Genomic DNA, 20,459 nt, shown 5'->3' with positions numbered 1-20,459 from the left:
GACTGAACCTTCAGCAGCACGAGCGTGGCCTCCTTACCAAAGATGGAGAACAGCATCATGAAAACTCTAACACTGATAACCGCCCTTTTCGCCTTTACCTTGGGGGCGGTCGCACACGCAGAAGGAATAAGCGCAGAAGATATCGAACGCGGAAATAATCCCTCCAGCTTCGATATCCAAGAGGGTGGAAGCCAGGTGTCGCATCGCTAAGCGGTTAGCCTTGCCTCAAAACCCGGACGAACCTCAGGGCTCCTGAGGTTCTGTCAACGCTGTAGAGCAGGATTCTTAATGGTCTTTCGACAAGCTTTCATAGTCGCGGGTCTGGCGCTTAGCGCCAGCTTGGTTTTTGCCGGCATCGCCTGGCCGGGTGCTAACTGGGCTTGGTTGATCATAGGGCCCGTTTTTATTCTTGGTATTCATGATCTTACCCAGAACAAACACACACTCCTCAGGATCTATCCGGTTATTGGGCACTTCCGCTACCTGTTCGAATCGGTTCGGAGGGAGCTGCAGCAGTACTTTGTGGAATCCGACCTGGATGGCGCTCCGGTCAACCGGGAGTTCCGCAGCCTGATTTATCAACGCGCAAAAAAGGATAACGATACCCGCGCCTTTGGCACCATCTTCGATGTCTACCGCGACGGTTATGAATGGGTAAACCATTCCCTGGCTCCCAAGGCGTGCCTTCCAACCAGTTTGCGGGTTACCTTTGGCGGTGCGGAGTGCACCAGGCCTTATGAAGCCTCACCCTTGAACATCTCTGCCATGAGTTACGGCGCTCTCAGCCGCAATGCGGTGATGGCACTCAACCGCGGCGCCAAACTCGGAAACTTCGCCCACAACACCGGCGAAGGCGGGATCAGCGACTGGCACCTTGAATACGGCGGTGACCTGATCTGGCAAATCGGAACCGGTTATTTTGGTTGCCGCACGCCAGAAGGCGTATTTGATCCGGACCGGTTCGCAAAGCAGGCTGGGCTGGATGCGGTCAAAATGATCGAGATCAAACTGTCCCAAGGAGCCAAGCCCGGGCATGGCGGTGTGCTGCCCGCCGCCAAGCTTACCGAAGAAATTGCCCGTATCCGTATGGTGCCTATGGGGGAGGACGTATTGTCGCCACCCGGGCACTCTGCCTTCTCCAATCCCATTGAACTGCTCCAGTTCGTTGCGCAGCTGCGCAACCTCTCGGGCGGTAAACCGGTGGGCTTCAAGCTATGCCCCGGCAACAAACGGGAATTCCTGGGTATCTGTAAAGCCATGCTGGAAACCGGTCTGCGACCGGATTTCATTACCGTGGACGGCGGCGAGGGGGGCACAGGGGCCGCGCCGATAGAACTGACCAACTCTGTGGGCATGCCGCTGCGGGATGGCCTGCACTTTGTGCACAATGCTCTACGAGCTATCGGTGTGCGCAGCAAGATCAGAATTGTCGCCTCTGGCAAGGCTTTCTCGGCGTTTCACATGCTGCGGCTGATGGCTCTGGGGGCCGACACCGTGAACTCAGCCCGCGGCATGATGCTGGCACTGGGCTGCATCCAGTCCCGCAGTTGCAACACCAACAACTGCCCCACCGGCATCACCACCCAGAACCCTGCGCGCTACAAACAGCTGAATGTGACCGACAAGGGTGTACGGGTGGCCAACTACCATCACTCCTCCATGGAAACCCTGGCAGAACTGCTCAGCATCCTGGGCAAGGACCGACTGGAAGATCTGGAGCCCGCGGATATTAATCGGCGGGTCAATCAAGGCAGCATTATGACCTATGCCCAGCTGTATCCCTGTATTGAGGATGGGTGTCTTTTGCATACGGACTGCGCCCCGGATTCCTGGGCCACTGACTGGCATCAGGCAACAGCGGGCAACTGGCGTTAGGAGGGCAGAGCTGTGGCGACAAGAGAGCGTCTTTACAAGCACAGGTGGGGCCAGGCCCTTGTAGAGAAGGAAATCCATCCTGCAGGCGCAAGAGTGGTCAAGGATTATAGCAAATGTGGTTTTCCCGGCGCGCTGATCTATGGTCGACTACTTCCCAAGAGGGAGTATCACGCACTCCGCAGTCTCGCGGCAATGAAAGGCATCCCCCAGCAGGTAAAACTCGAGAACCCCCACATCATCAGTTACCACTACATTGAAGGGCTCCCCCTGCGCCAGTTCGACGGCAACACGCCGCTGCCCCGAGCGTTTTTTAAAGACCTGTGGGAACTGACGGCAAACATACACCGCCATGGCTTTGTGCATCTGGATCTGGGCAACCGTGGCAACATTCTGGTTCGTGACGATGCCAGCCCCGCCATTATCGACTTCGCCTCCTGCACATCCACCCGCCAATTCCCCGGCTGGCTAAGGCGCGCGCTTGAGAAGCGTGACCGGATCGGCCTGGTGAAACTCTGGCACAGATATTCACCGGAGACCATGCCACCTGTGCTGGCTGACTACCTCAACCGGCACTATCACAGACATCTCGCGACACCGACCAGGCTTTACAGGGAAACCCGGCGCTGCCTTGAATCACGAGGATTGCAGGGCGAATGTGGGCGAGTCCGTCGGGCCTGGGTTGCCATCAGTGTTGCGATATCCATCGCGGCAGCCATCGGGCTGGCGATTTGGTAGCGATCAGGCAAGATCTCCCGGAATCCGAAAGATCCCTCTCGTAGCTCCTCTTTGAACAAGCGGAAAACGGGAGACGCCCAACTACTAATTTTGTAACAACACGCCGCGACAGTCGTCTACGTTGAGTGTAATGCATGCGTGCCCAGCCAAGCTGTCCCTTCCGGGTACCCATCACTGGAGAAGTCGTATGATAAACCACGATCTCAGAGTAGCCGCAACCATCTTCACGATACTGGCCCTTATGCCAGCCCTGTCGGCCTATGCCGCTGATAACGAAGCGACCCGCGCGCAACTTGCCCTGGAAGGATACAGTCCCGTCTCCTACTATGAACAGGGCCGTCCCGAGAAGGGCTCCAGAGACCATCAGAGTACCTATCAAGGGAACGTGTACTGGTTCACCGGTGCCGCCCAGAAGGAGGCCTTCGAGGCAAACCCGGCAGCCTATGCACCGTCCTTTCCACGAAGCTGCCCCTATAATCTGGCACAGGGGCGCCTGGAGACCATTGACCCGACGAACTTCAAGATCGTTGATGGCCAACTGCTGTTGTTCCACCGATCCACAGAGCGAGACGGGCGTAGACAGTGGGAGGAAAGCATCTCCAGCTCCCGGATAACCGAAAAAGAACTGCTCCGAAGAGCCAAGGGCAACTTTCTCGATCTCAAATTCTGACCATGACGAATAAGGATTCCCAATGACCTGCACCGTGTCCAGCGACAGAAAAGCCACGATGATCGCCGCCCTTGCCGGTGGGTGGGTTGCAGATGCGGCCAGTCTCGGTTTGCACTGGCTGTACGACAGCCAGCGCATCCATGAAGTTGGCGGCGCATCGCCGGAATTTCTACCACCGAAGGCCGACTATTTCAAAGGCGGATTCGGTTACTTTGCTCATGAAGGCAAACAGGCTGGTGATATCAGCCACTATGGTGCAGCCACAGGAGTGCTGACCGACAGCCTGCTGGCTCATAACGGCACCCTGGATATCCGCGATTACCAGCGGCGCTTTCGGGCGTTCTTCGGGCCCGGTGGCCGCTGGCAAGGTTATATCGACAACCCCACCCGAGGCACACTGGACAACCTGAACACCATCGAACAGAAAGCCATTGAGCAGGCCCTGTCAGCCACCGCGGTCAAACTGACGGAAAAACAAAAGCGGGTGCTGGTTCAGAAGGTTTTACCCTACACCCGACGCCTGAGTGGCGAGCAACTGGCAGATCCGGTCCGCAAAGCCATAAGCCTTACCTATCAGGAACCGGAGATACAGGATGCAGGCGTTCACCTGGCCGAGACCATCGACCATCACCTGCTGCCGGAAAGTGGCGCCGACGACATGCAACTGCCGGCAATCTCCAAACTACCACCACTGGTGGCAAGTTATTACGGCAACGACAACCTGCTGAAGGTCGTCGAAGCTGCGGTTCGGGTGACCAATCACAATGACGAAGCCGTGGCCTGGGCAAAATGCGCAGCGCGACTTCTGGATCATCTTTTTCGGGGCAACCCCATGTCAGTGGCTCTGGACGCAGGTACTGCTGAAGCACCCGCCCCGGAGAACCTCAACAAAGCCCGGACCGGCTCTGTTCTGGACGCTCCCGGCGCGGGCGACGCCTATGGGCGCACCTGTTATCTGTATGAGGCCATGCCAGTGATCTTTCATATTCTGAGCCATGCCCGCAGCTATACAGAAGCCGTGCGCGCCAATATTCAATGCGGGGGTGATTCTTGTGGACGGGCCTGGATCATTGGGCCGGCCCTGGCAGCGCTTTACGGTGTCGGCGGTGAGCACGGCATTCCTCTGAGCTGGCTGGCACGGCTTACGGATGCCCCTGCAATCATCGCCGATGTCGAATCACTTGTTGAAAACAAATGAAGGGCGTAATTGCCCAATTTTCACCCCCGACTATGCTTCAGGTACGATGCACATCGAAAGGAGGCTTTATGAAAACACTATTGATCAATACATTGTTGGTAATTTCCCTGTTCGCGAGCGCACCTTTGTTTGCACAGGATGAGCCCTTGAGGGTCGGGATGTCCGGCCAGTATTTCCCGTTTACCTTTGTCGAGCAGGATGAGCTCAAAGGTTTCGAAGTCGATGTCATGAACGCTGTGGGCAAGGAGATGGGGCGTGATATCCAATACGAAACCGCCAATTTCTCCGGCCTGTTCGGCATGCTGCAATCCGGACGCATCGACACCGTTGCCAACCAGATCACCATCACCGACGAGCGGAAGAAGGCGTATGTTTTCAGCGACCCTTACGTTTACGACGGTGCTCAAGTTGTGACCAAAAAAGGCAATACCGAAGTTAGGGGTGTGGAAGACTTGAAGGGCAAAACCGTTGCTGTGAACCTGGGCTCCAATTTCGAGGCACTTCTGAAGGACTTGCCTTATGCGGACCAGATCACGATTAAAACCTATGAGAGTAATCTGGAACGGGACACCGCCCTGGGCCGCGTGGATGCGTTCGTGATGGACCGGGTCAGTGCCAGCCAGATCATCAAGGAGAAGCCGTTGCCCCTTGAACTGGCAGGCCACACTTTCTCACAGATCACCAATGCCTATCCGTTCCACGACACCGAAGCCGGGCGAGCCCTGCGCGATGAGGTTAACAAGGCCCTGACGACCCTGCGTGACAACGGCACCCTGGCGTCCATTTCCGAGAAGTGGTTCGGCACGGACATCACCCAGCCCTGAAGGGCACACCGAGGCCTGATTCCCTATGGACGTGTTGAACGTCGAGTACATGCTTGGCCTGGTACCTGTTCTGCTCAGGTACCTGCCTCTCACCCTGCAACTGGCGGGCATCGGAATGGTGCTTGCACTGATCCTCGCCTGCTTGTTTGCCGTTGTCCGGGTGCTGCGCATTCCGGTGCTCAACCAACTGACCATCGTGTTCATTTCTTTCTTCAGGGGCACGCCACTGCTGGTGCAATTGTTCCTGTTCTATTACGGGCTGCCCCAACTGTTCAGTGCACTAACGGTGATAGATGGCGTCACCGCGACGGTCATGGGCCTGACCATGCATTTTTCCGCCTACATGGCCGAATCCATTCGCGCCGCCATCGTGGGTGTTGACCGCAGCCAGACCGAAGCCGCCCTGTCTATCGGTATGACCAATGGCCAGTTGATGCGGCGGATTGTCCTGCCCCAGGCTACCCGAGTGGCTTTGCCCACTCTGATGAACTACTTCATCGACATGATCAAGGCAACCTCTCTCGCCTTCACTCTGGGCGTCACCGAACTGATGGGGGCCACCCAGAAAGAGGCGGCCGGCAGCTTTCTGTACTTCGAGGCTTTCATTGTTGCCGCCATCATGTACTGGATCGTGGTTGAACTACTTTCCAAGCTTCAGAATTATCTGGAAATCCGCCTGAACAAGGCCTATAACCGATGATCAAACTGGCGTCACTGAGCAAACATTTCGGCAAGACCGTGGTTCTCGACGGGATCGATCTGACCATTGAGAAGGGCGAAATTGTGGTGATCATCGGCCCTTCGGGAACCGGCAAATCCACCCTGTTGCGCTGCATCAATTTCCTGGAACAACCTACTTCAGGAACCATGACCGTGGGTGATCTCACGGTGGATGTGAATCGGGCCAGCCGGGCGGATATCCTCGCCATGCGACGGCAAACCGCTTTTGTGTTCCAGAACTACGCGTTGTTTGCCAACAAAACCGCGCTGCAGAACATTGCCGAGCGTCTGCTGGTGGTGGATAAATGGCCTAAAGAAAAAGCGTACCAAAGGGCTCGCGAGATCCTTGAGCAGATCGGCCTGGCAGACAAAGCTGATGCCTACCCCGCCTCCATGTCTGGTGGCCAGCAGCAGCGGGTTGGCATTGGCCGCGCCATGGCCGCCGGTGCCGAGGTTATCCTGTTTGATGAGCCCACCTCCTCACTGGATCCCGAGTGGGTAGAAGAGGTGTTGGGGCTTATGAAACAGCTGGCGTCAGAGCGCCAGACCATGATGGTCGTCACCCACGAAATGTCTTTTGCACGGGACGTGGCCGACCGCGTTATCTTTATTGACGGTGGACACATTGTGGAACAAGGCCCACCCAGCGAGATTTTCCATAATCCGAAGGATCCCCGAACCAAGGATTTTCTGAAGAAAATCCTTGCCACCAATCCCGTGTAAAAGAACACCGGCCGGTTTGTCAGTAGCGGATCAGTTTCGTGTTGAGGGGCAGGGGGCTCCACAAGGCGCGCAGGCCGTTTCATCACGCTGGCTCAATGCTGTTTCGACGTTGCCCTGCCCGGAATTGAACGCAAAGGTGGGGCTGTTCAGGTGGTCAGCCATAATCAGCACCAGAATAATCCCGAGCATTACCAGAATGCGGGCGGGGCTATAAGCTCGTTCCATGTTCTTCTCCCGCATCAGTTCGGCAGCCGGAACCAGGGCCGCAGACGAATTCCCAGTAGAGACCCGGCGAAGGCACAGGCAAACCAGATCCAGGCGTGCAGGCTGGCTGAGGCAATGCCCGAAAACAGCGCCCCGATGTTGCAGCCAAAGCCCAAACGGGCACCGTAACCCAGCAGCAAACCACCTACCACGGAGGCCAAAAACTGTCGGCCTTCCGGCCGGTTACGGCTCGCCTCATTAAAACGGTTGGCCAGGCCCGCCGCCAACATGGCGCCAAGCAACAGCCCGAAGTTCATTACCGAGGGAGCGTTGGTGAGCACCGAATCCTTCAAAGCCATAGCAGGGTATTCCCAGGTCCAGAATTCGAACTGGGACATATTCACACCCACCACTTCCAGGGCTTTGGCGCCCCACACGTTAAAAGCAAAGGTAATGCTCCAGGGGGCACCGCTGATCGCCAGGGTCAGCGCATTACCCGCAGCCAGGATCAGAATCGCCCAGGTAAACGGCCAGCGGCCACTAAGCAGGGTTCTGAAGACGCCATGCGCCTGGCCTTTCCAGAGCAGCTCATCCCGCTCAAGATTGCCATGGGCCTTGCGCTCAATCCGGTTAACCCAACGAGCAATCAGGCCCAGCCCCACAAGCTGAACAACAATTGCACCACTGACCCCAAAAGTATTGACCAGTGGCACCGGGTCAAAGCCCGGCTGATCAAGCCACCAGGGCAGATGGATAGAGCCAAGCACAGTGCCAGCTATAAAAAACACCAGCGTAACCACCATGCGGATGTTGCCGGCGCCTACGGTAAACAAAGTGCCAGACCCACACCCCCCGCCAAGCTGCATGCCAAGCCCGAAAATGAAGGAGCCTACAACAAGAGACGTGCCCACCGGTGCAACAGCACCCACAAGCCCGGCCTGCCCGCTGTAGAGCATGGGCACCATAATCACGGAGGAGACACCAAACAGCATCAGTTGGGCACGCATACCGGCGCCCCGCTTTTTAACCACCAGATTGCGCCAACCTGCGGTAAAGCCGAAGGCCCCGTGATACAGGGCCATGCCCAACACAGTACCAATTACAAACAGCGCCACCATGAAGGGCGCTGTTTCCAGCCAGATCAGCCCACCCAGCAAGGCAAAGCCTGCCAGCGCGGTTGCTACAATAAATCGATCCATCTGCCAGCCGGGCTGCTGAAGCCCGGGCTGAAGAATTGCAGAATCTGTCATTACGAGTCCACTCGGTTAAACAGGTTAATTAAACAGGTCGAGAAGCTTGCCAAGCCCTTTCTTCGCTACCTGCATCGGGCGGCTGCTGTCCTGAGACCACTCCGCCATGGAGCCATCGTAGAGCGCCACTTCCTTGAACCCTGCCAGCTCACTCAACACGAACCAGTCTGTGGCCGCCCAGTGGCCGGTATTGCAAAAAGCGATGGTGCGGGTTCCGGGATTCAGCTCGGCCTGATTCACCTGCGCGGTAATACTTTCTTCGTTCAGGTACCAGACTGCGTTTTGTTCACCAAGAAAGCCTGCGTGGGGCAAACTGCGGGAACCGGGAATTGTGCCAGGGGCTTTGGCGTCCGGAGATTGGTTTTCGCCTCTGAAATAGTCGCTCGGGCGCGCATCCACCAGTTGTGCCTGGCTATCTCTCGCTTCCTGAACCTCCTCCAGAGTTGCAAGCAATTCCGGCTGCAGGGTACCTTCAAACTGCACTACATCCCGCTGATTCCCCTCACCGCTGTCCACCTGGTAACCAGCAGCCTTCCAGCCCGCAAATCCACCGTTGAGAATGGTCACCTCGTTGTGGCCCAGCACTCTGAAGGTCCAGTACACACGGGCGGCACTTCCGAAATCGGTTGCGCCCGTGCCGGCAGGTACAACCACCACGGTATCGTCGTTGCTGATTCCCAGGCTACCAATCAGGCGCTCCATGCTTGCGACAGGCGGCAACAGGCCCCTGACGCCGTCCCGACTCTCGCGCCAGCCATCACCGGTGTAGCTGCTGTAAACAGCCCCGGGGATATGGGCGTTCTGAAAACTGCTGCGATCGCCACCGTTGTCGATACCGGAGCGAACATCCAACACCACCAGGTTATCTCGCTCGAGGTGCGCTTCAAGCCAGCTGGCATCCACCAAAGGCGGTGTTTTATCGCCATCCGCCCACGCAAGCGAGCTGGCAACCAGTAGAACAACGGCCAATAGACGGCTCATGGCGCTTCTCCTCTATTACTATCAGTTTTTGAGCGATCATTATGAATTCTATGCGCGGTAATGAATAGCCTTACCTATATGACGTTTGATTATAATAAAATCCCCGATTTCTCATGTTTCTTCACGGCAATCTGTAACATAAGGGACCCGTCAGCTGTCTATATCTCGTAAGCGCGGCCTGACCGAGCATCGGATAGACCCCGTGCATCATCACGAACGAGGTACCAAACCATGAGAAAGCTGACACTGATCCTCGCCGCTATTGCCCTGTCGTTCTCTGCGTCCACTGCGCTGGCCATGAACGGTCAAGCGGACAGATACAACGAAGCAAAGAGCTTTCCGACAACAACCACTGACAAGATTGTAGATGTGAAAGTCGCTGCCAAGTGATCAGGAACGGAAAAGGCCGCTAATCTCCGGATTAGTGGCCTTTTTGTGCCCGTTTTCCGAGAACGGGGTTAACGCAACTCGGAAAAATTGGCCGGGCTGTTCAAAGTCCAGTCGTAGTCGATGAATTTTATGATTTCTGTGCCTGTCACTCGATTCGCCACTACCGGATCGGCCCATTCTTGAATGAATGCTATTTCAGAACCGGAAGCCTCCATGAAGTCCTCTTCGTACCATTTAAATAATTCGGTGACATAGAGCGCCTCCCCCTGAACCCGGAGGTGACGCTCAGTGCTGAACGCCCGGCGGGTATTTTCGGTGAGCATGTCTTCCAGGTTCTCAGCGGTATAAAGGGTGTCTCGAAGTGGTGGGCAGCCAACAGAAGCACAGTTCACCGCAAAATGTACTCGGGCATCCTTCCAGCCCTTGTCGGCATAGTCGTCGCCCAACAGGATTTCCTTTTCAATCTCATTAAGACTGTAAGCTCGCCCTCCGATAACAAAGCTCTTTCGTTCAAACACGCTATCAACAAACGGATTCACCCGGCCACCATAATCCCAGACAGACGAAACCAGTTCACCATCCGGTCGCTCAGTGAGTATCTGGGCAACCATGAAAAAATTGTAGGCATTAATCCAGAAGGCAACGGATTCCTCGCGCCCGTTCAGGGCGTCGGGATCAAACCCCTGCAGTTTGGCTTGTTGGTCCATCAGGGACTTTTGCAGGCCATTGTCGGCCAGAGCAGACCGATAATCGAAGGCCGAAACCAGGCCGTCGCCAGGCATCGCCTGCTCAACCACGTAATCGGTCAGAAGGCGCTGGTAGCTTTTGTAAAACCCGGCATTAATATCTGCCCAAGCAAGGGCAGGCATAACGAGAAGAGCCAGAACACAGGACAGGCGTCGGTAACCAAGCATAATCACTCCAATTGCATAGGATATCTAGTGAGAGGGTGCGGTTACAGACAACGGACTTCGCTTACTGTTACACCGAAAGCGCATAAGCTCAAACATCGCCGTTCAGATGCAGCCAACGGGCCAGCCTGGAATTCGGATGTCTGCCAAGATAAATCGGCAGAGTACTCATAAACGCCAGGACAATAACGGCGGCTATCACCGTCAGCACCGGATTGAACTCAAAGCTCTGGCCAAGCCCGGCGAAAACGAAGGTCATTGGAAGCATGCCCACAGTAGTCGCAAGCGCGTAACGCCAGAGGTGTATTGCTGTGACTCCGGCTGCATAGCTGACCAGGGCAAAGGAAAACAGAGGGATCAGCCGGGTCAGCAGCACTGCGACAAACAGGAAACGTTGTGACCCCTGGGCCGAGAACAGCGGATTGTGCTCCAGTTTTTTCTGAACGGCATCACGCCCGAGAATCCGCGCCAGATAAAACGCTATAAGTGACCCCGCCAAGGCACCAGCCACCGCAATAGCCGTTCCGGTATACATACCGTACATCAAGCCTACTGCCGCGCTGATGGGCAGTGTTGGAATAGGCCCGACAACTACCGCGAGGACCATCAACAGCATCAGAAGCAGCGGCCCGAACTCCCCCTGATGAACAAGCCAATCCGACAATGCCACTGGCGCGAAACTGACTGGCATGCCAAGTTGGCGAAGCACAAGCCAGATCGCGATCATTACCAGCGCCACAATGGCCAGAAACGAGAGGCGGAAGACCCACTGCGAGCGGCTGTTCATCCGGCTATTCAATCACGTTAGCGCAGATCCGGGTTCAGCGTATAGGTTCCGGTCACCCGGGCACTGGCCAACACGTGGCCCGCCATGGCGTTACGCACCGCCTCGCCGTCAAACTCTCCGGAAAGGCCCAAAGATTCCACATCCAGCGCATGCACTTCGTAGTGGTAGTGGTGCAGCAACTCATCGTTCCAGGGCGGGCAGGGGCCGTCGTAGCCGTTGTAAGTGCCCGCCATATCGGGATTGCCAGCCAGAAACTGGGTGAAGTTGTTTACCCCACGTATGCCAAACGGGCCGGGGCCGCCGTCTTTACCTTTGGGCGTAACGCCGTCGCTGTCTTCACCCTCCGGAACTCTGCTGACACGGGCCGGGATATCCACAAGCAGCCAGTGGAAGAAATCCACCCGTGGAATATCCTTCGAAACTGTTTTGCCTTCCTGGTTTGCATCATCCGCCACACTGGGCACATCCGGATCAAACATCATAATCACGAAACTTTTTGTGCCTTCCGGTGCACCTTCCCAGGACATTTCAGGGTTTCGGTTTGGGCCAAAGCTCATGCGATCTTCCGGGTGGAACACGCCGAACGCGAATATATCCGGGACCGGTTTGCCCTCTTCAATACCCTCAACGTTCAGTTTCATGGTGTTTTCTCCTTTCGGTTATTGCTGTGAATAGCAGGGGTCTATTCCAGCGATTGTGTCTGAGACCAACTCATTCTGTGATAAAAGGTTGTATCACCGGTATGGTACGTATGTTCAACCGACCTTTGAATAGTAAACTAAACGGAGACCCGATGAACGAGCATAAGCCCGGCCAGCCGCAACAACCAGAGACCCAGCTGGATGAAGACGCCATCGCATTTGCCCAGGGGATTTTTGAGCTGGCACGCAACGGTGGTACCGATATGCTTCGTCCCCTGCTGAACGCCGGCGTTCCTGTGGATATACGCACCAGCAACGGCGAAAGCCTGCTGATGCTTGCCGCCCGCAACGGCCATGCCGATGCCGTGCAACTTTTGTTGGAAAAAGGCGCCAACCCGGCGCTGCAGGACGCAGATGGCAATACGGCGCTGAATCTTGCCCGCGCCAATGGCAATCAGGCCACAATCAAACACCTGGAACGCTAGCCCCCGGGCTTTTTCAAAGAGCACCGCATGTTCAACCAAGGCGAGATTATTCACCACAGCCGGGACAAACTCGGCAGCATTCTGGTGATCGACTACCGCAAACACCGGGTGCTGACCTTCAACTCAGTGTTCGAACAAAGCAAGATCGACAGGCGATATCCGCATGTTCCCGTGCACGAATACAGCCGGGCAATGCTGCTGCCCGCCGCCTTTAGCAACCCCCGGCACGTGACCATTCTGGGGCTGGGCGGTGGCGTGATGGCCAGCGCGTTTCATCACCTTTACCCGGAATGCCGCGTACACGCAGTTGAACTGAGGCAGGCGGTGCTGGACGTAGCCCGGGAATACTTCGGGTTACCGGACAGCAAGCGCCTGGAGGTGACCATTGCAGATGCCCGCAACGCCCTGAGCGATATGCCGGATGCCAGTACCGATATGATCCTGGCCGATCTGTACAGCTCGGACCGCATGAGCCCCGCACAGGCCCAGCGGCAGTTTGTAGAAGGCTGCAGCCGGGCACTGAGCCCCGATGGCTGGCTGGTGTTGAACTACCACCGCACGCCGGACCCGGAAGGGCCTTACTTCCGCCAATTGAGAAAGCACTTTGCCGTGCTGCTGGTATTCAAAAGTAAAACCAACAACACCATTGTGTACGCCAGCAAACAGCCCTTCGAGGCCATCCACCCGAAAGACCCCGCGCTGGCCAGCCTGGAAAAGCGGCTGCCGATTGACTGGAGCCGCCTGATGAACAGAGTCAGCCGGCTTTGAGTTCACCCAGTCATTTACGCGTCCATCGCTAAAAATTGTACTCAGGCTGATCATGGTATTTTGACAAAAAAATGGATACGCTTCTGTTGTCTTAAGACAAGCCGGTTTTCGGATTAAAACCGGTCATCATCCAAGGAAGGAGTGCCCCATGAGTAACCTCATGGTCGCCTGCGTTGGCGACACCCACGTTTGCCCAATCCGCGGCCATGGCAGCAGCCCCATTATTGCGAACGGTGCGACCGCCAATGTGGATGGTGTACCCATCGCCCGAGTGGGCGATGCCTGCGGTTGCGGTGCCGCAATCGTTCAGGGGTATCCACTGGCCTTGTTGGACGGTCGCCCTATGGCCCACATGGGCAGCCCTACCTCCCACGGTGGCCAGATCATCACCGGCAAACCCCGGGTCATATTAGGCGTAGCCACCCTCACAGCACCGGTGGTGGATTTCGCCAAGGCGGGTGCCCTGAACAGCCAGGGCCAACTGACCCCGGAGGCTACGCAGGCGCTGGACAAAGACCCTTTCGGCTTTGTTGAGTGGGCCAAAGCCAAAGGCGCACTGGTAGACGAAGGCCTGGAAGGCGCGACCCCCGAAGACATTGAAGCCTCGAAACGCTATGCAGCAGGCCAGTCTGACCTCAGCCCCAAAGTGACCGTTGAGGCTGGGGTTTTCTTTGACGGCACCGGCAACAACAGCGATAACACCGGTACCTTTGAGCGAAAGGTGGATGAATGCCTGACCGCTCAGGCGGCAGGCGCCATCAGTGAGGAAGCCTGCAGTGCTGAAATTTCGCAACTGATGGAGGGGAGCTACCTTAATGCTGAGACCAATGTGGCAAAGCTTCGTGATCTTTATTTGCCCTTTTCCACTAACACGCTAACCATCGAAAATCACCGATATCCTGTATATGTCTCGGGCGTTGGCACCAAATCCGGCAAGGAGGATGATGCCTGGGCCATGGGAACCGGTACGGGTGAGCGGGGGATTCTCGCCAAAATGGCATTGGCTTGTGATGAACTGGGAGCATACATTTCCCGTGATGCAAGTAGCCCAATCGACGAGCTGATTCTGGATGTCTTCGGCTTCAGCCGGGGCGCGGCTACCGCCCGACATTTCGTGAATGAGGTGGGGGATGGTGCCAGCAGTGCATTGGGGCAATCTTTTCAGAAACTAGGCATTACCTGGCCGAAAACCGTCACCATTCGTTTTCTGGGGCTGTTTGATACCGTGGCAGCCGTTGTCGATATACTGGGTGCCGACTTTTCAGCTCACAATACCAACAATGGCGGGGTGCGCGTGGACATTGCCGCCGACGCGGTTCAGAGAGCCGTGCACCTGACGGCCCGGGACGAATGGCGTCACAACTTCTCCCTCAACAGCCTGCGAGGGTCGGATGGTCGCCTGCCGGATCATTTTAACGAGTGGGTGTTGCCCGGTGCCCATTCCGACATAGGTGGTGGCTACCCTGACGACTTCCACGAACACATTCAGGTAGCCCTGCCCCGCAGATTCCGCGGCTATCACCCCAGAGACAGTTACGAATACACAAGAATCCTGATGGACCATAAGCGAATAGCCGGTGAAGGCTGGCTGGGTCCTTACAATCCGGATGGCACGCTAACGGTTGAAGAAGCTTACCGCCGGCGGTTAAAAGAAGGCGAAGTTGAACTGCAATTCCGGCTCTGGTTGGATCGGCGAGTACAGGCTGAGTATTCCCGCGTGGCCCTGAGACAAATGTACCGGCTGGCGAAAGATGCGGGAGTACCACTAAATGCTGTGAAACCAACAGATACCGGATTTTCGTTACCTGATGAACTGCAACCCATCGCCACTCGGATCACCCATCACATCAACGAAGGCCAGCCGCTGCGACTGTCTGCTGCGGAGGAAGCTCTGCTTCGCCAACGTTACATTCACCACTCAGCCCATTACCAGATTGCCGGACCACTCTTTCCATTCAAACCTGCACCCGGTGGCGTGCGGGGCGTATATCCGAATAAGGGACTCAAATGATCAGAAGACTTGTAGTGCTTGTGACGGTGCTCTGCACGAACTTCCTGTTAAGTGGCTGCTCCATCGCGGGTACGCCTGAATGGGATCATCCAGTGAAGTACCGACTTCGTGTCAGTGTGCCCCGACATTACGATGCGTGGGTCAAGCCAGTGCAGTTCGAAGCGACAGGAGAGCGAGCCTGGTGGCACCCGATTGGCATCACTGGCTGTTGCTGGAAAGCGCCGGGGAATGGGAATTCAGATTTGGACCCCATGCCCGACTACATCCACGTGACATGGTTTTCCTTCGCCGAACAGCAGTCCTATACCCGGCTTATCCACATCCCCGATCCGGAAGCCTTGCGTGAGCGCATGGAGCAACCCGCACCGGTTCAAAGAAATGGAAAAATCATCAACATGCCACGCGATACGTTGGTTTTAGGGCTCGCCCCCGGTGGTACGGTTATCATGTGGATTATGAACTGGGCCGAGACCGCAATCGAAGTGGGGCGCTATAAAGCAGTACCTTTTGACGATGATGTCAGGTACGAGGGTGCCCTGGAGGCTTACATGGAACGTGAGGGTGATTACCTCAAACAACACGGTCTTCAGCTTGACCGCTGGTAAAAATATTTGCCAAGGATACGCAGAAGCTATCTGGCGGTGCGCGTGGATATCACCGTCGAGGTGGTTGCGACTGGCCGCACCCCAACGCCCCCAAAGTCAACTGTACCTGGGCCGACTGATGGGCAAAGTCAGCCGGCTTTGAATTCAGTCAGGCGCTCACGCTTGCTCAGGTCCACTTTTCCCGAGGCGGCACGTAGGCCTTGAAGCCATCAACCAGCTCTGTCGGGGTATCCGCCAGCACGATCATGTCGAGGTATTGCTGTTTAACAAAACCAGAGGCCACCATGGTTTTGATCATCTCCAACAACGAGTCGTAAAAACCCTTCACGTTATAGAAGGCGCACGGCTTCTGGTGAAAACCGAGCTGCGCCCAAGTCCAGGCCTCAAAGATTTCCTCCAGCGTGCCAATACCGCCCGGCAGGGCAACAAAGCCATCGGCCAACTCCGCCATCTTCGCCTTGCGTTCATGCATATTATTCACAACAAAAAGCTCGGTAAGATCCGAGTGTGCCAGTTCCCGATTCAACAAATGTTCCGGGATAACGCCATAAACCTTGCCGCCGCTAGCCAGAACCGCGTCAGCAATAATACCCATCAGGCCGACATGCCCCCCGCCAAACACCAGGTCTATACCGTTATGACCGAAGAACTCACCCAACTCTCTAGCCTTCTCAGCGTATAGCGGCTCGTTACCTGAACGGGAACCACAGTAAACTGCTACTTTCATACTGTCCTGTCTCTTGCTGTGTGTTTAACAGCCAATAGGTCTTACGACCAATTGTGCCGGCTGCCCGGAGCACGTTAGTATTATTCTGGCAGCATTAGTATCCTACCTTGTAACCAGGCTCCAGTGACGACAGCCAAGCGTTTTTCAGAAAGAGCGTTTGGCTCTCTTTACTTACAGGTTGGATTGCTATGGAAAATCTTCATCATATTGTCGTCGTCGGTGGTGGCGCCGGAGGCCTCGAACTTGTTACCAGCCTGGGCAAGAAGCTCGGCAAAAAAGGCAAAGCTCGCATCACCCTCGTTGACGCAGGCCTGACTCACGTGTGGAAGCCTCTCCTGCACGAGGTTGCATCCGGCTCGCTGGACGCCAATTCCAATGAGGTAAACTACCGGGCCCACGCCCGCACGCACCACTATGAATTCCAACTAGGGCGCATGAGCGGCCTGAATCGTGAAACCAAAAAACTGATCATCGCGCCCTTCCTCGATGAAGAAGGCAAAGAAGTGGTTCCCGAGCGCCACCTGAATTACGACACACTGGTTATAGCCGTAGGCAGTACCGCAAATGATTTCGGTACCCCCGGCGCACAGGAACACTGCTTGTTCCTCGACAGCCTGAAACAGGCCCGGCGCTTCCACAACCTGATGCTTAACGCCTTTCTGCGCAAAAACCACGAGGCTCGGCAAGGCGGCGATCATATGTTGAACATCAGCATTATAGGCGCCGGTGCCACCGGTGTTGAGCTGGCTGCAGAGCTACGATTAGCCTCGCGGGAACTGCCGGTGTACGGCATGAACCACCTCAAAGCGTCCGATGTATCCATCACCGTGATTGAAGCCGCCGACCGCATTCTACCGGCGCTCCCGGCCCGACTCTCAGCCGCAGCCACCAAGGAACTCGGGCATCAGCATGTGAAAGTCCTTAACGGGCAACCTGTAAGCGAAATTCGCCCCGGCCTGGTTGTACTTAAAGATGGCACCGAATTGCCCTCGGAAATGACCATCTGGGCCGCCGGTATTAAGGCACCCGCATTTCTCGCCGACCTCGACGGCCTGGAATCCAACCGCAGCAACCAGTTGATTGTGCAACAGACCCTGCAAACCACCAGGGATTCTGACATTTTCGCCTTCGGCGACTGCGCCGCCTGCCCACAACCAGGTACCGACCGGCCGGTAGCACCTCGCGCCCAGGCCGCACACCAGCAAGCCGACGCCTTATTTAAAACCCTGTGCAACCGACTGGAAGGCAAAGATGCCGTACCCTTCGTTTACAACGACTACGGCTCGCTGATCAACTTCAGCCACTACACCACCGTAGGCAACCTGATGGGCAACCTTTCGGGCCGCAGCATGTACATTGAAGGCAAAGTGGCACGGTTGTTTTATGTGTCGCTGTACCGCATGCACCAGGTAGCGCTGCACGGCTTTCTGCGCACTGGCGTGATCTGGTTTATGGATAAGATCAGTCGGGCGATGCAGCCGCGGATGAAGTTGCATTGATGGGCTAAATTCTAGCCCTCTTGTGAAGGCAGCGGCATGACAACAAGAAAGAAATGGTCGGAGTTTGATCTACTAATTGCCTTGGGGCTTTATTGCGAACTGCCCTTCGGCAAGTTTCATCAGCACCACCCTCGTATTATTGAGGTCGCACTCAAGCTAGAACGGTCACCCAGCTCCATTGCTATGAAATTGAGCAATCTCGCCAGCCTAGATCCGGTTATCACCAACTCTGGACGCAAAGGGTTGGCTGGGGCCTCGCGGGCCGATCGAGAGATGTGGCAGGAATTTAGCCTAAATCCCACCAAAATCATGGCTGAGATTGCCATGGCTCTGGAGAGCTTAGATTCGGTCGGGCCTGATGGTCCAGACACTATCGAATTAGATAACTATCATGGTGGAACCACCTCCGCAGTTATCCAACGTCGCAAAAGCCAAAACCTATTTCGCAAAGCTGTTCTTTCCGCGTATCACTATCAGTGCTGCGTCACCGGCATTGCTGACTCACGCTTTCTGGTAGCCAGCCACATCAAACCCTGGGCCGAAGACGAGCATAATCGCCTAAACCCTCGTAACGGGCTGTGTCTCAGCACCTTTTATGATCGAGCTTTTGATATCGGCTTAATCACATTCGCCGATGACTATAGGTTGATGGTTTCATCGGAATTAGAAAAACAGAAAAGCAACAATCACATACGCGAGACGTTTCTGGAACGAACCGGAACCACAATTGAATTGCCGGATAAGTTCTCGCCATCGCCAGAGTTTATGCGCTGGCATCGTGAATGTCTTTTCATACAGTGAGGAGGTTGGGAGACTGTGAGATTAGGTAGGTAAATAAAGTTTCAAAGGTGAGGCCTCTCTAGACTTTGCGAAAGCCCCGTAGGCTTGATATTCACTTACCTGATCAAATGTGCGAACGGAAACGGGGTGGCTTATGGCCCTGGGTGCAAGGCCGGCCAGCTTATCAGAGGCATCAAAGGCAGTAACGCGATAACCGCGGGCCAGAAACTCACGGGAGTCCCGGTCGGAACCACAGCCAGGTCAACCTTCGGGCAACTTATCGCCTGCCCGCAGATACTCCCACTTGTGCTCTATTCTGTATCAAACGAAGACAAAGGCGCTGTTACGATCAAACCTTCCTTCACGAAGTCCTGCAGTAAAATACCGTAAGTCCCGTCTGGCACCTCTTTGGCGATTTGGTAGACCACCCCGTTATCGTCTTTTGGAGCCGCTTGTAAATCCAATACCTTGAAAGAGGCTACTGGTGTTTTATCCGCATCCCGAACCATTAAGACCTTCGGCTTGAGTTTGTGCAGCGCATGGCTTTCGACCACGATCCCCACTTCTCCGTTCACCATTTCGGCGATGGATCCGGGTGGATAAATGCCCACCATCTGAATAAACGCGTCAGCCAGCTCAGTATCAAACTGGGTTCCGCGATTATTGTGGATGATCTCCAGAGCATGCATGGACGCGAGGGCTTTTTGATAAACACGCGTGCTGGTAATCGCATCGTAGGTATCCACCAGCGCGATGATCTTTGCAAAGTAGGGTATGTTTTCCGCCGGTAGTCCTCTTGGATAGCCTTTGCCGTCTATTCGCTCGTGATGCGAGAAGGCCACGTCCACAGCGCTTTGCAGTGAGGCACCAGTGCTCATAAGAATGGTACGGCCATGAACCGTATGGTTTCGCATTAACGCAAACTCGTCGCCGGTCAGGCTGGTTGGCTTATTCAGAACCTCATTCGGAATTCTGGTTTTGCCAACATCGTGCAGCAGGCCGCACAGCGCCAGGTTCTGAATTTCGCCCTTTATCATGCCCAGAGATTTTCCAAACGCTGCGGCCAGAATGGAAACGTTGATGCAATGTTCAGCGGTATACTCATCCTGGTTCTTGATCTTGGTGAGCAGCATCAAAGCATTTTCGTTGCGCAGCACACTCTCTACGCAACTATTCACAACCCTTCGGGCGTTGTTTATATCCAGCGTGCGGCTGATGCGCAAACCGGACATGATGGATTTGGCCGTGCTCTGAGCGTCTTCAAACCGCATGGTCGCCGTTTGCAATTCCCGACTCATGCTCACCTGGTTTATGTAGGAAACACGCTTTCGGGGAATTGTCCGGGCGGAGCCGGGTTTCTGCGGCTGCGTAGACTTCTGTTTGGGCTTGAAAAAACCTGCCAGACGACCCCTGCTGGAAACTTTCTCTCTGGGTTCCCGCTTTTTCTCGGCTACGCCTTGTATAACCACAAAATCACATTGAAGACGCAACGCGTGGACTTCGTTCAGGTCTCTGATAATAAAGCCCTGCATGAGAAAGTCTGTTTCTTCCCAAGGTCTATCCAACCGGATGATATGCATGCCGATTTCCAGATCAGCAGTATCTATCCGGGTTTCAACAAGCTCAACGTACATACCTTGCATGGCTTTGGCCCAGCACTGAAGGCTGTCAATAT

General features: G+C 55.5%; 23 protein-coding genes. 15 read left to right on the top strand and 8 right to left on the bottom strand.

The features are described from left to right. Positions 1-57: 57 nt before the first annotated feature. From FFI90_RS12630 to FFI90_RS12595, 8 genes are all read left to right on the top strand, one after another. Positions 58-210 (top strand): hypothetical protein, encoded by a 153-nt coding sequence (locus FFI90_RS12630; RefSeq protein ID WP_186318002.1) that lies wholly within the window; start codon positions 58-60, stop codon positions 208-210. A gap of 78 nt (positions 211-288) precedes the next feature. Further along, entirely contained in the window at positions 289-1,875 is a 1,587-nt protein-coding gene (locus tag FFI90_RS12625; protein WP_144778433.1) for an FMN-binding glutamate synthase family protein, read from the top strand. Between the two features lie 12 nt (positions 1,876-1,887). After that, positions 1,888-2,610: a protein kinase family protein gene (locus FFI90_RS12620; RefSeq protein ID WP_144778432.1), complete on the top strand. Its 723-nt coding sequence runs from the start codon at positions 1,888-1,890 to the stop codon at positions 2,608-2,610. Between the two features lie 187 nt (positions 2,611-2,797). Then, positions 2,798-3,280, top strand: a complete 483-nt coding sequence (locus FFI90_RS12615) for a YHS domain-containing (seleno)protein (protein ID WP_144778431.1) — start codon at positions 2,798-2,800, stop codon at positions 3,278-3,280. Positions 3,281-3,302: 22 nt separating this feature from the next. Further along, the gene (locus tag FFI90_RS12610; RefSeq protein ID WP_144778430.1) at positions 3,303-4,478 is read left to right on the top strand and encodes an ADP-ribosylglycohydrolase family protein; all 1,176 of its coding nucleotides are present in this window, start codon (positions 3,303-3,305) and stop codon (positions 4,476-4,478) included. A 68-nt stretch (positions 4,479-4,546) separates the two neighbouring features. Continuing rightward, on the top strand, positions 4,547-5,302 hold the full coding sequence (locus tag FFI90_RS12605; RefSeq protein ID WP_144778429.1) for an amino acid ABC transporter substrate-binding protein: 756 nt from the start codon (positions 4,547-4,549) through the stop codon (positions 5,300-5,302). Between the two features lie 25 nt (positions 5,303-5,327). Beyond that, positions 5,328-6,002 (top strand): amino acid ABC transporter permease, encoded by a 675-nt coding sequence (locus FFI90_RS12600; protein ID WP_144778428.1) that lies wholly within the window; start codon positions 5,328-5,330, stop codon positions 6,000-6,002. Continuing rightward, on the top strand, positions 5,999-6,745 hold the full coding sequence (locus FFI90_RS12595) for an amino acid ABC transporter ATP-binding protein (protein WP_144778427.1): 747 nt from the start codon (positions 5,999-6,001) through the stop codon (positions 6,743-6,745). The genes FFI90_RS12600 and FFI90_RS12595 overlap by 4 nt, the downstream gene beginning before the upstream one ends. Before the next feature lie 30 nt (positions 6,746-6,775). Here FFI90_RS12595 and FFI90_RS12590 read toward each other — a convergent pair whose 3' ends face one another. The 3 genes from FFI90_RS12590 to FFI90_RS12580 are packed head-to-tail and all read right to left on the bottom strand — an operon-like array spanning position 6,776 to position 9,180. Beyond that, a complete protein-coding gene (locus FFI90_RS12590) occupies positions 6,776-6,970 on the bottom strand; it encodes a hypothetical protein (RefSeq protein ID WP_144778426.1) in 195 nt (64 codons plus the stop codon). A gap of 14 nt (positions 6,971-6,984) precedes the next feature. Further along, a complete protein-coding gene (locus tag FFI90_RS12585) occupies positions 6,985-8,199 on the bottom strand; it encodes a YeeE/YedE family protein (RefSeq protein ID WP_144778425.1) in 1,215 nt (404 codons plus the stop codon). A gap of 24 nt (positions 8,200-8,223) precedes the next feature. Then, a complete protein-coding gene (locus tag FFI90_RS12580; RefSeq protein ID WP_144778424.1) occupies positions 8,224-9,180 on the bottom strand; it encodes a sulfurtransferase in 957 nt (318 codons plus the stop codon). Between the two features lie 231 nt (positions 9,181-9,411). Between FFI90_RS12580 and FFI90_RS20140 the strand changes: the two genes are divergently transcribed. Next, the gene (locus FFI90_RS20140; protein ID WP_186317982.1) at positions 9,412-9,570 is read left to right on the top strand and encodes a hypothetical protein; all 159 of its coding nucleotides are present in this window, start codon (positions 9,412-9,414) and stop codon (positions 9,568-9,570) included. Between the two features lie 68 nt (positions 9,571-9,638). Here the strand turns inward: FFI90_RS20140 and FFI90_RS12575 are convergent, their stop codons facing one another. The 3 genes from FFI90_RS12575 to FFI90_RS12565 all read right to left on the bottom strand — a co-directional run bounded on the left by FFI90_RS12575 (position 9,639) and on the right by FFI90_RS12565 (position 11,909). Further along, positions 9,639-10,484, bottom strand: coding sequence for a DUF547 domain-containing protein (locus tag FFI90_RS12575; RefSeq protein ID WP_144778423.1), 846 nt, complete (start codon positions 10,482-10,484; stop codon positions 9,639-9,641). Positions 10,485-10,572: 88 nt separating this feature from the next. Further along, the gene (locus tag FFI90_RS12570; RefSeq protein ID WP_144778422.1) at positions 10,573-11,268 is read right to left on the bottom strand and encodes a TVP38/TMEM64 family protein; all 696 of its coding nucleotides are present in this window, start codon (positions 11,266-11,268) and stop codon (positions 10,573-10,575) included. Between the two features lie 17 nt (positions 11,269-11,285). Further along, positions 11,286-11,909: a YbhB/YbcL family Raf kinase inhibitor-like protein gene (locus tag FFI90_RS12565; RefSeq protein ID WP_144778421.1), complete on the bottom strand. Its 624-nt coding sequence runs from the start codon at positions 11,907-11,909 to the stop codon at positions 11,286-11,288. A gap of 152 nt (positions 11,910-12,061) precedes the next feature. On the opposite strand from FFI90_RS12565, the gene FFI90_RS12560 reads away from it, so the two are divergent. From FFI90_RS12560 to FFI90_RS12545, 4 genes are all read left to right on the top strand, one after another. Then, positions 12,062-12,394, top strand: a complete 333-nt coding sequence (locus tag FFI90_RS12560; protein ID WP_144778420.1) for an ankyrin repeat domain-containing protein — start codon at positions 12,062-12,064, stop codon at positions 12,392-12,394. 27 nt (positions 12,395-12,421) lie between these two features. Continuing rightward, a complete protein-coding gene (locus FFI90_RS12555) occupies positions 12,422-13,162 on the top strand; it encodes a spermidine synthase (RefSeq protein WP_144778419.1) in 741 nt (246 codons plus the stop codon). Positions 13,163-13,310: 148 nt separating this feature from the next. Continuing rightward, positions 13,311-15,173 carry a phospholipase effector Tle1 domain-containing protein gene (locus FFI90_RS12550; protein ID WP_144778418.1) on the top strand — a complete coding sequence of 621 codons (1,863 nt, stop codon included), beginning with the start codon at positions 13,311-13,313 and terminating at the stop codon, positions 15,171-15,173. Then, positions 15,170-15,778, top strand: coding sequence for a DUF2931 family protein (locus FFI90_RS12545; protein WP_144778417.1), 609 nt, complete (start codon positions 15,170-15,172; stop codon positions 15,776-15,778). The genes FFI90_RS12550 and FFI90_RS12545 overlap by 4 nt, the downstream gene beginning before the upstream one ends. A 166-nt stretch (positions 15,779-15,944) precedes the next feature. On the opposite strand, the gene FFI90_RS12540 is transcribed toward FFI90_RS12545, so the two are convergent. Beyond that, positions 15,945-16,505, bottom strand: coding sequence for an LOG family protein (locus tag FFI90_RS12540; protein WP_144778416.1), 561 nt, complete (start codon positions 16,503-16,505; stop codon positions 15,945-15,947). A 188-nt stretch (positions 16,506-16,693) separates the two neighbouring features. Between FFI90_RS12540 and FFI90_RS12535 the strand changes: the two genes are divergently transcribed. Both FFI90_RS12535 and FFI90_RS12530 read left to right on the top strand, forming a co-directional pair. Continuing rightward, positions 16,694-18,004 (top strand): NAD(P)/FAD-dependent oxidoreductase, encoded by a 1,311-nt coding sequence (locus FFI90_RS12535; protein WP_144778415.1) that lies wholly within the window; start codon positions 16,694-16,696, stop codon positions 18,002-18,004. A gap of 36 nt (positions 18,005-18,040) precedes the next feature. After that, positions 18,041-18,805 carry an HNH endonuclease gene (locus FFI90_RS12530; RefSeq protein ID WP_144778414.1) on the top strand — a complete coding sequence of 255 codons (765 nt, stop codon included), beginning with the start codon at positions 18,041-18,043 and terminating at the stop codon, positions 18,803-18,805. 290 nt (positions 18,806-19,095) lie between these two features. Here the strand turns inward: FFI90_RS12530 and FFI90_RS12525 are convergent, their stop codons facing one another. Further along, positions 19,096-20,427, bottom strand: a complete 1,332-nt coding sequence (locus tag FFI90_RS12525; protein WP_342779381.1) for a cyclic di-GMP phosphodiesterase — start codon at positions 20,425-20,427, stop codon at positions 19,096-19,098. Positions 20,428-20,459 lie beyond the last annotated feature (32 nt).

This window comes from Marinobacter maritimus (genome assembly GCF_007671675.1).
GTDB classification, from domain to species: Bacteria; Pseudomonadota; Gammaproteobacteria; order Pseudomonadales; family Oleiphilaceae; genus Marinobacter; species Marinobacter maritimus.
Note: the sequence above shows the minus strand (reverse complement) of the source record. Positions and strands in the feature narration are given on the sequence as shown.

Bases quoted from the DNA above. Each gene is read 5' to 3' on its own strand.
- FFI90_RS12630 (WP_186318002.1), top strand. From the start codon at position 58: ATGAAAACTCTAACACTGATAACCGCCCTTTTCGCCTTTACCTTGGGG.
- FFI90_RS12625 (WP_144778433.1), top strand. From the start codon at position 289: ATGGTCTTTCGACAAGCTTTCATAGTCGCGGGTCTGGCGCTTAGCGCC.
- FFI90_RS12615 (WP_144778431.1), top strand. From the start codon at position 2,798: ATGATAAACCACGATCTCAGAGTAGCCGCAACCATCTTCACGATACTG.
- FFI90_RS12610 (WP_144778430.1), top strand. From the start codon at position 3,303: ATGACCTGCACCGTGTCCAGCGACAGAAAAGCCACGATGATCGCCGCC.
- FFI90_RS12605 (WP_144778429.1), top strand. From the start codon at position 4,547: ATGAAAACACTATTGATCAATACATTGTTGGTAATTTCCCTGTTCGCG.
- FFI90_RS12600 (WP_144778428.1), top strand. From the start codon at position 5,328: ATGGACGTGTTGAACGTCGAGTACATGCTTGGCCTGGTACCTGTTCTG.
- FFI90_RS12595 (WP_144778427.1), top strand. From the start codon at position 5,999: ATGATCAAACTGGCGTCACTGAGCAAACATTTCGGCAAGACCGTGGTT.
- FFI90_RS12590 (WP_144778426.1), bottom strand. From the start codon at position 6,970: ATGGAACGAGCTTATAGCCCCGCCCGCATTCTGGTAATGCTCGGGATT.
- FFI90_RS12585 (WP_144778425.1), bottom strand. From the start codon at position 8,199: ATGACAGATTCTGCAATTCTTCAGCCCGGGCTTCAGCAGCCCGGCTGG.
- FFI90_RS12580 (WP_144778424.1), bottom strand. From the start codon at position 9,180: ATGAGCCGTCTATTGGCCGTTGTTCTACTGGTTGCCAGCTCGCTTGCG.
- FFI90_RS20140 (WP_186317982.1), top strand. From the start codon at position 9,412: ATGAGAAAGCTGACACTGATCCTCGCCGCTATTGCCCTGTCGTTCTCT.
- FFI90_RS12575 (WP_144778423.1), bottom strand. From the start codon at position 10,484: ATGCTTGGTTACCGACGCCTGTCCTGTGTTCTGGCTCTTCTCGTTATG.
- FFI90_RS12570 (WP_144778422.1), bottom strand. From the start codon at position 11,268: ATGAACAGCCGCTCGCAGTGGGTCTTCCGCCTCTCGTTTCTGGCCATT.
- FFI90_RS12565 (WP_144778421.1), bottom strand. From the start codon at position 11,909: ATGAAACTGAACGTTGAGGGTATTGAAGAGGGCAAACCGGTCCCGGAT.
- FFI90_RS12560 (WP_144778420.1), top strand. From the start codon at position 12,062: ATGAACGAGCATAAGCCCGGCCAGCCGCAACAACCAGAGACCCAGCTG.
- FFI90_RS12555 (WP_144778419.1), top strand. From the start codon at position 12,422: ATGTTCAACCAAGGCGAGATTATTCACCACAGCCGGGACAAACTCGGC.
- FFI90_RS12550 (WP_144778418.1), top strand. From the start codon at position 13,311: ATGAGTAACCTCATGGTCGCCTGCGTTGGCGACACCCACGTTTGCCCA.
- FFI90_RS12545 (WP_144778417.1), top strand. From the start codon at position 15,170: ATGATCAGAAGACTTGTAGTGCTTGTGACGGTGCTCTGCACGAACTTC.
- FFI90_RS12540 (WP_144778416.1), bottom strand. From the start codon at position 16,505: ATGAAAGTAGCAGTTTACTGTGGTTCCCGTTCAGGTAACGAGCCGCTA.
- FFI90_RS12535 (WP_144778415.1), top strand. From the start codon at position 16,694: ATGGAAAATCTTCATCATATTGTCGTCGTCGGTGGTGGCGCCGGAGGC.
- FFI90_RS12530 (WP_144778414.1), top strand. From the start codon at position 18,041: ATGACAACAAGAAAGAAATGGTCGGAGTTTGATCTACTAATTGCCTTG.
- FFI90_RS12525 (WP_342779381.1), bottom strand. From the start codon at position 20,427: ATGCAAGGTATGTACGTTGAGCTTGTTGAAACCCGGATAGATACTGCT.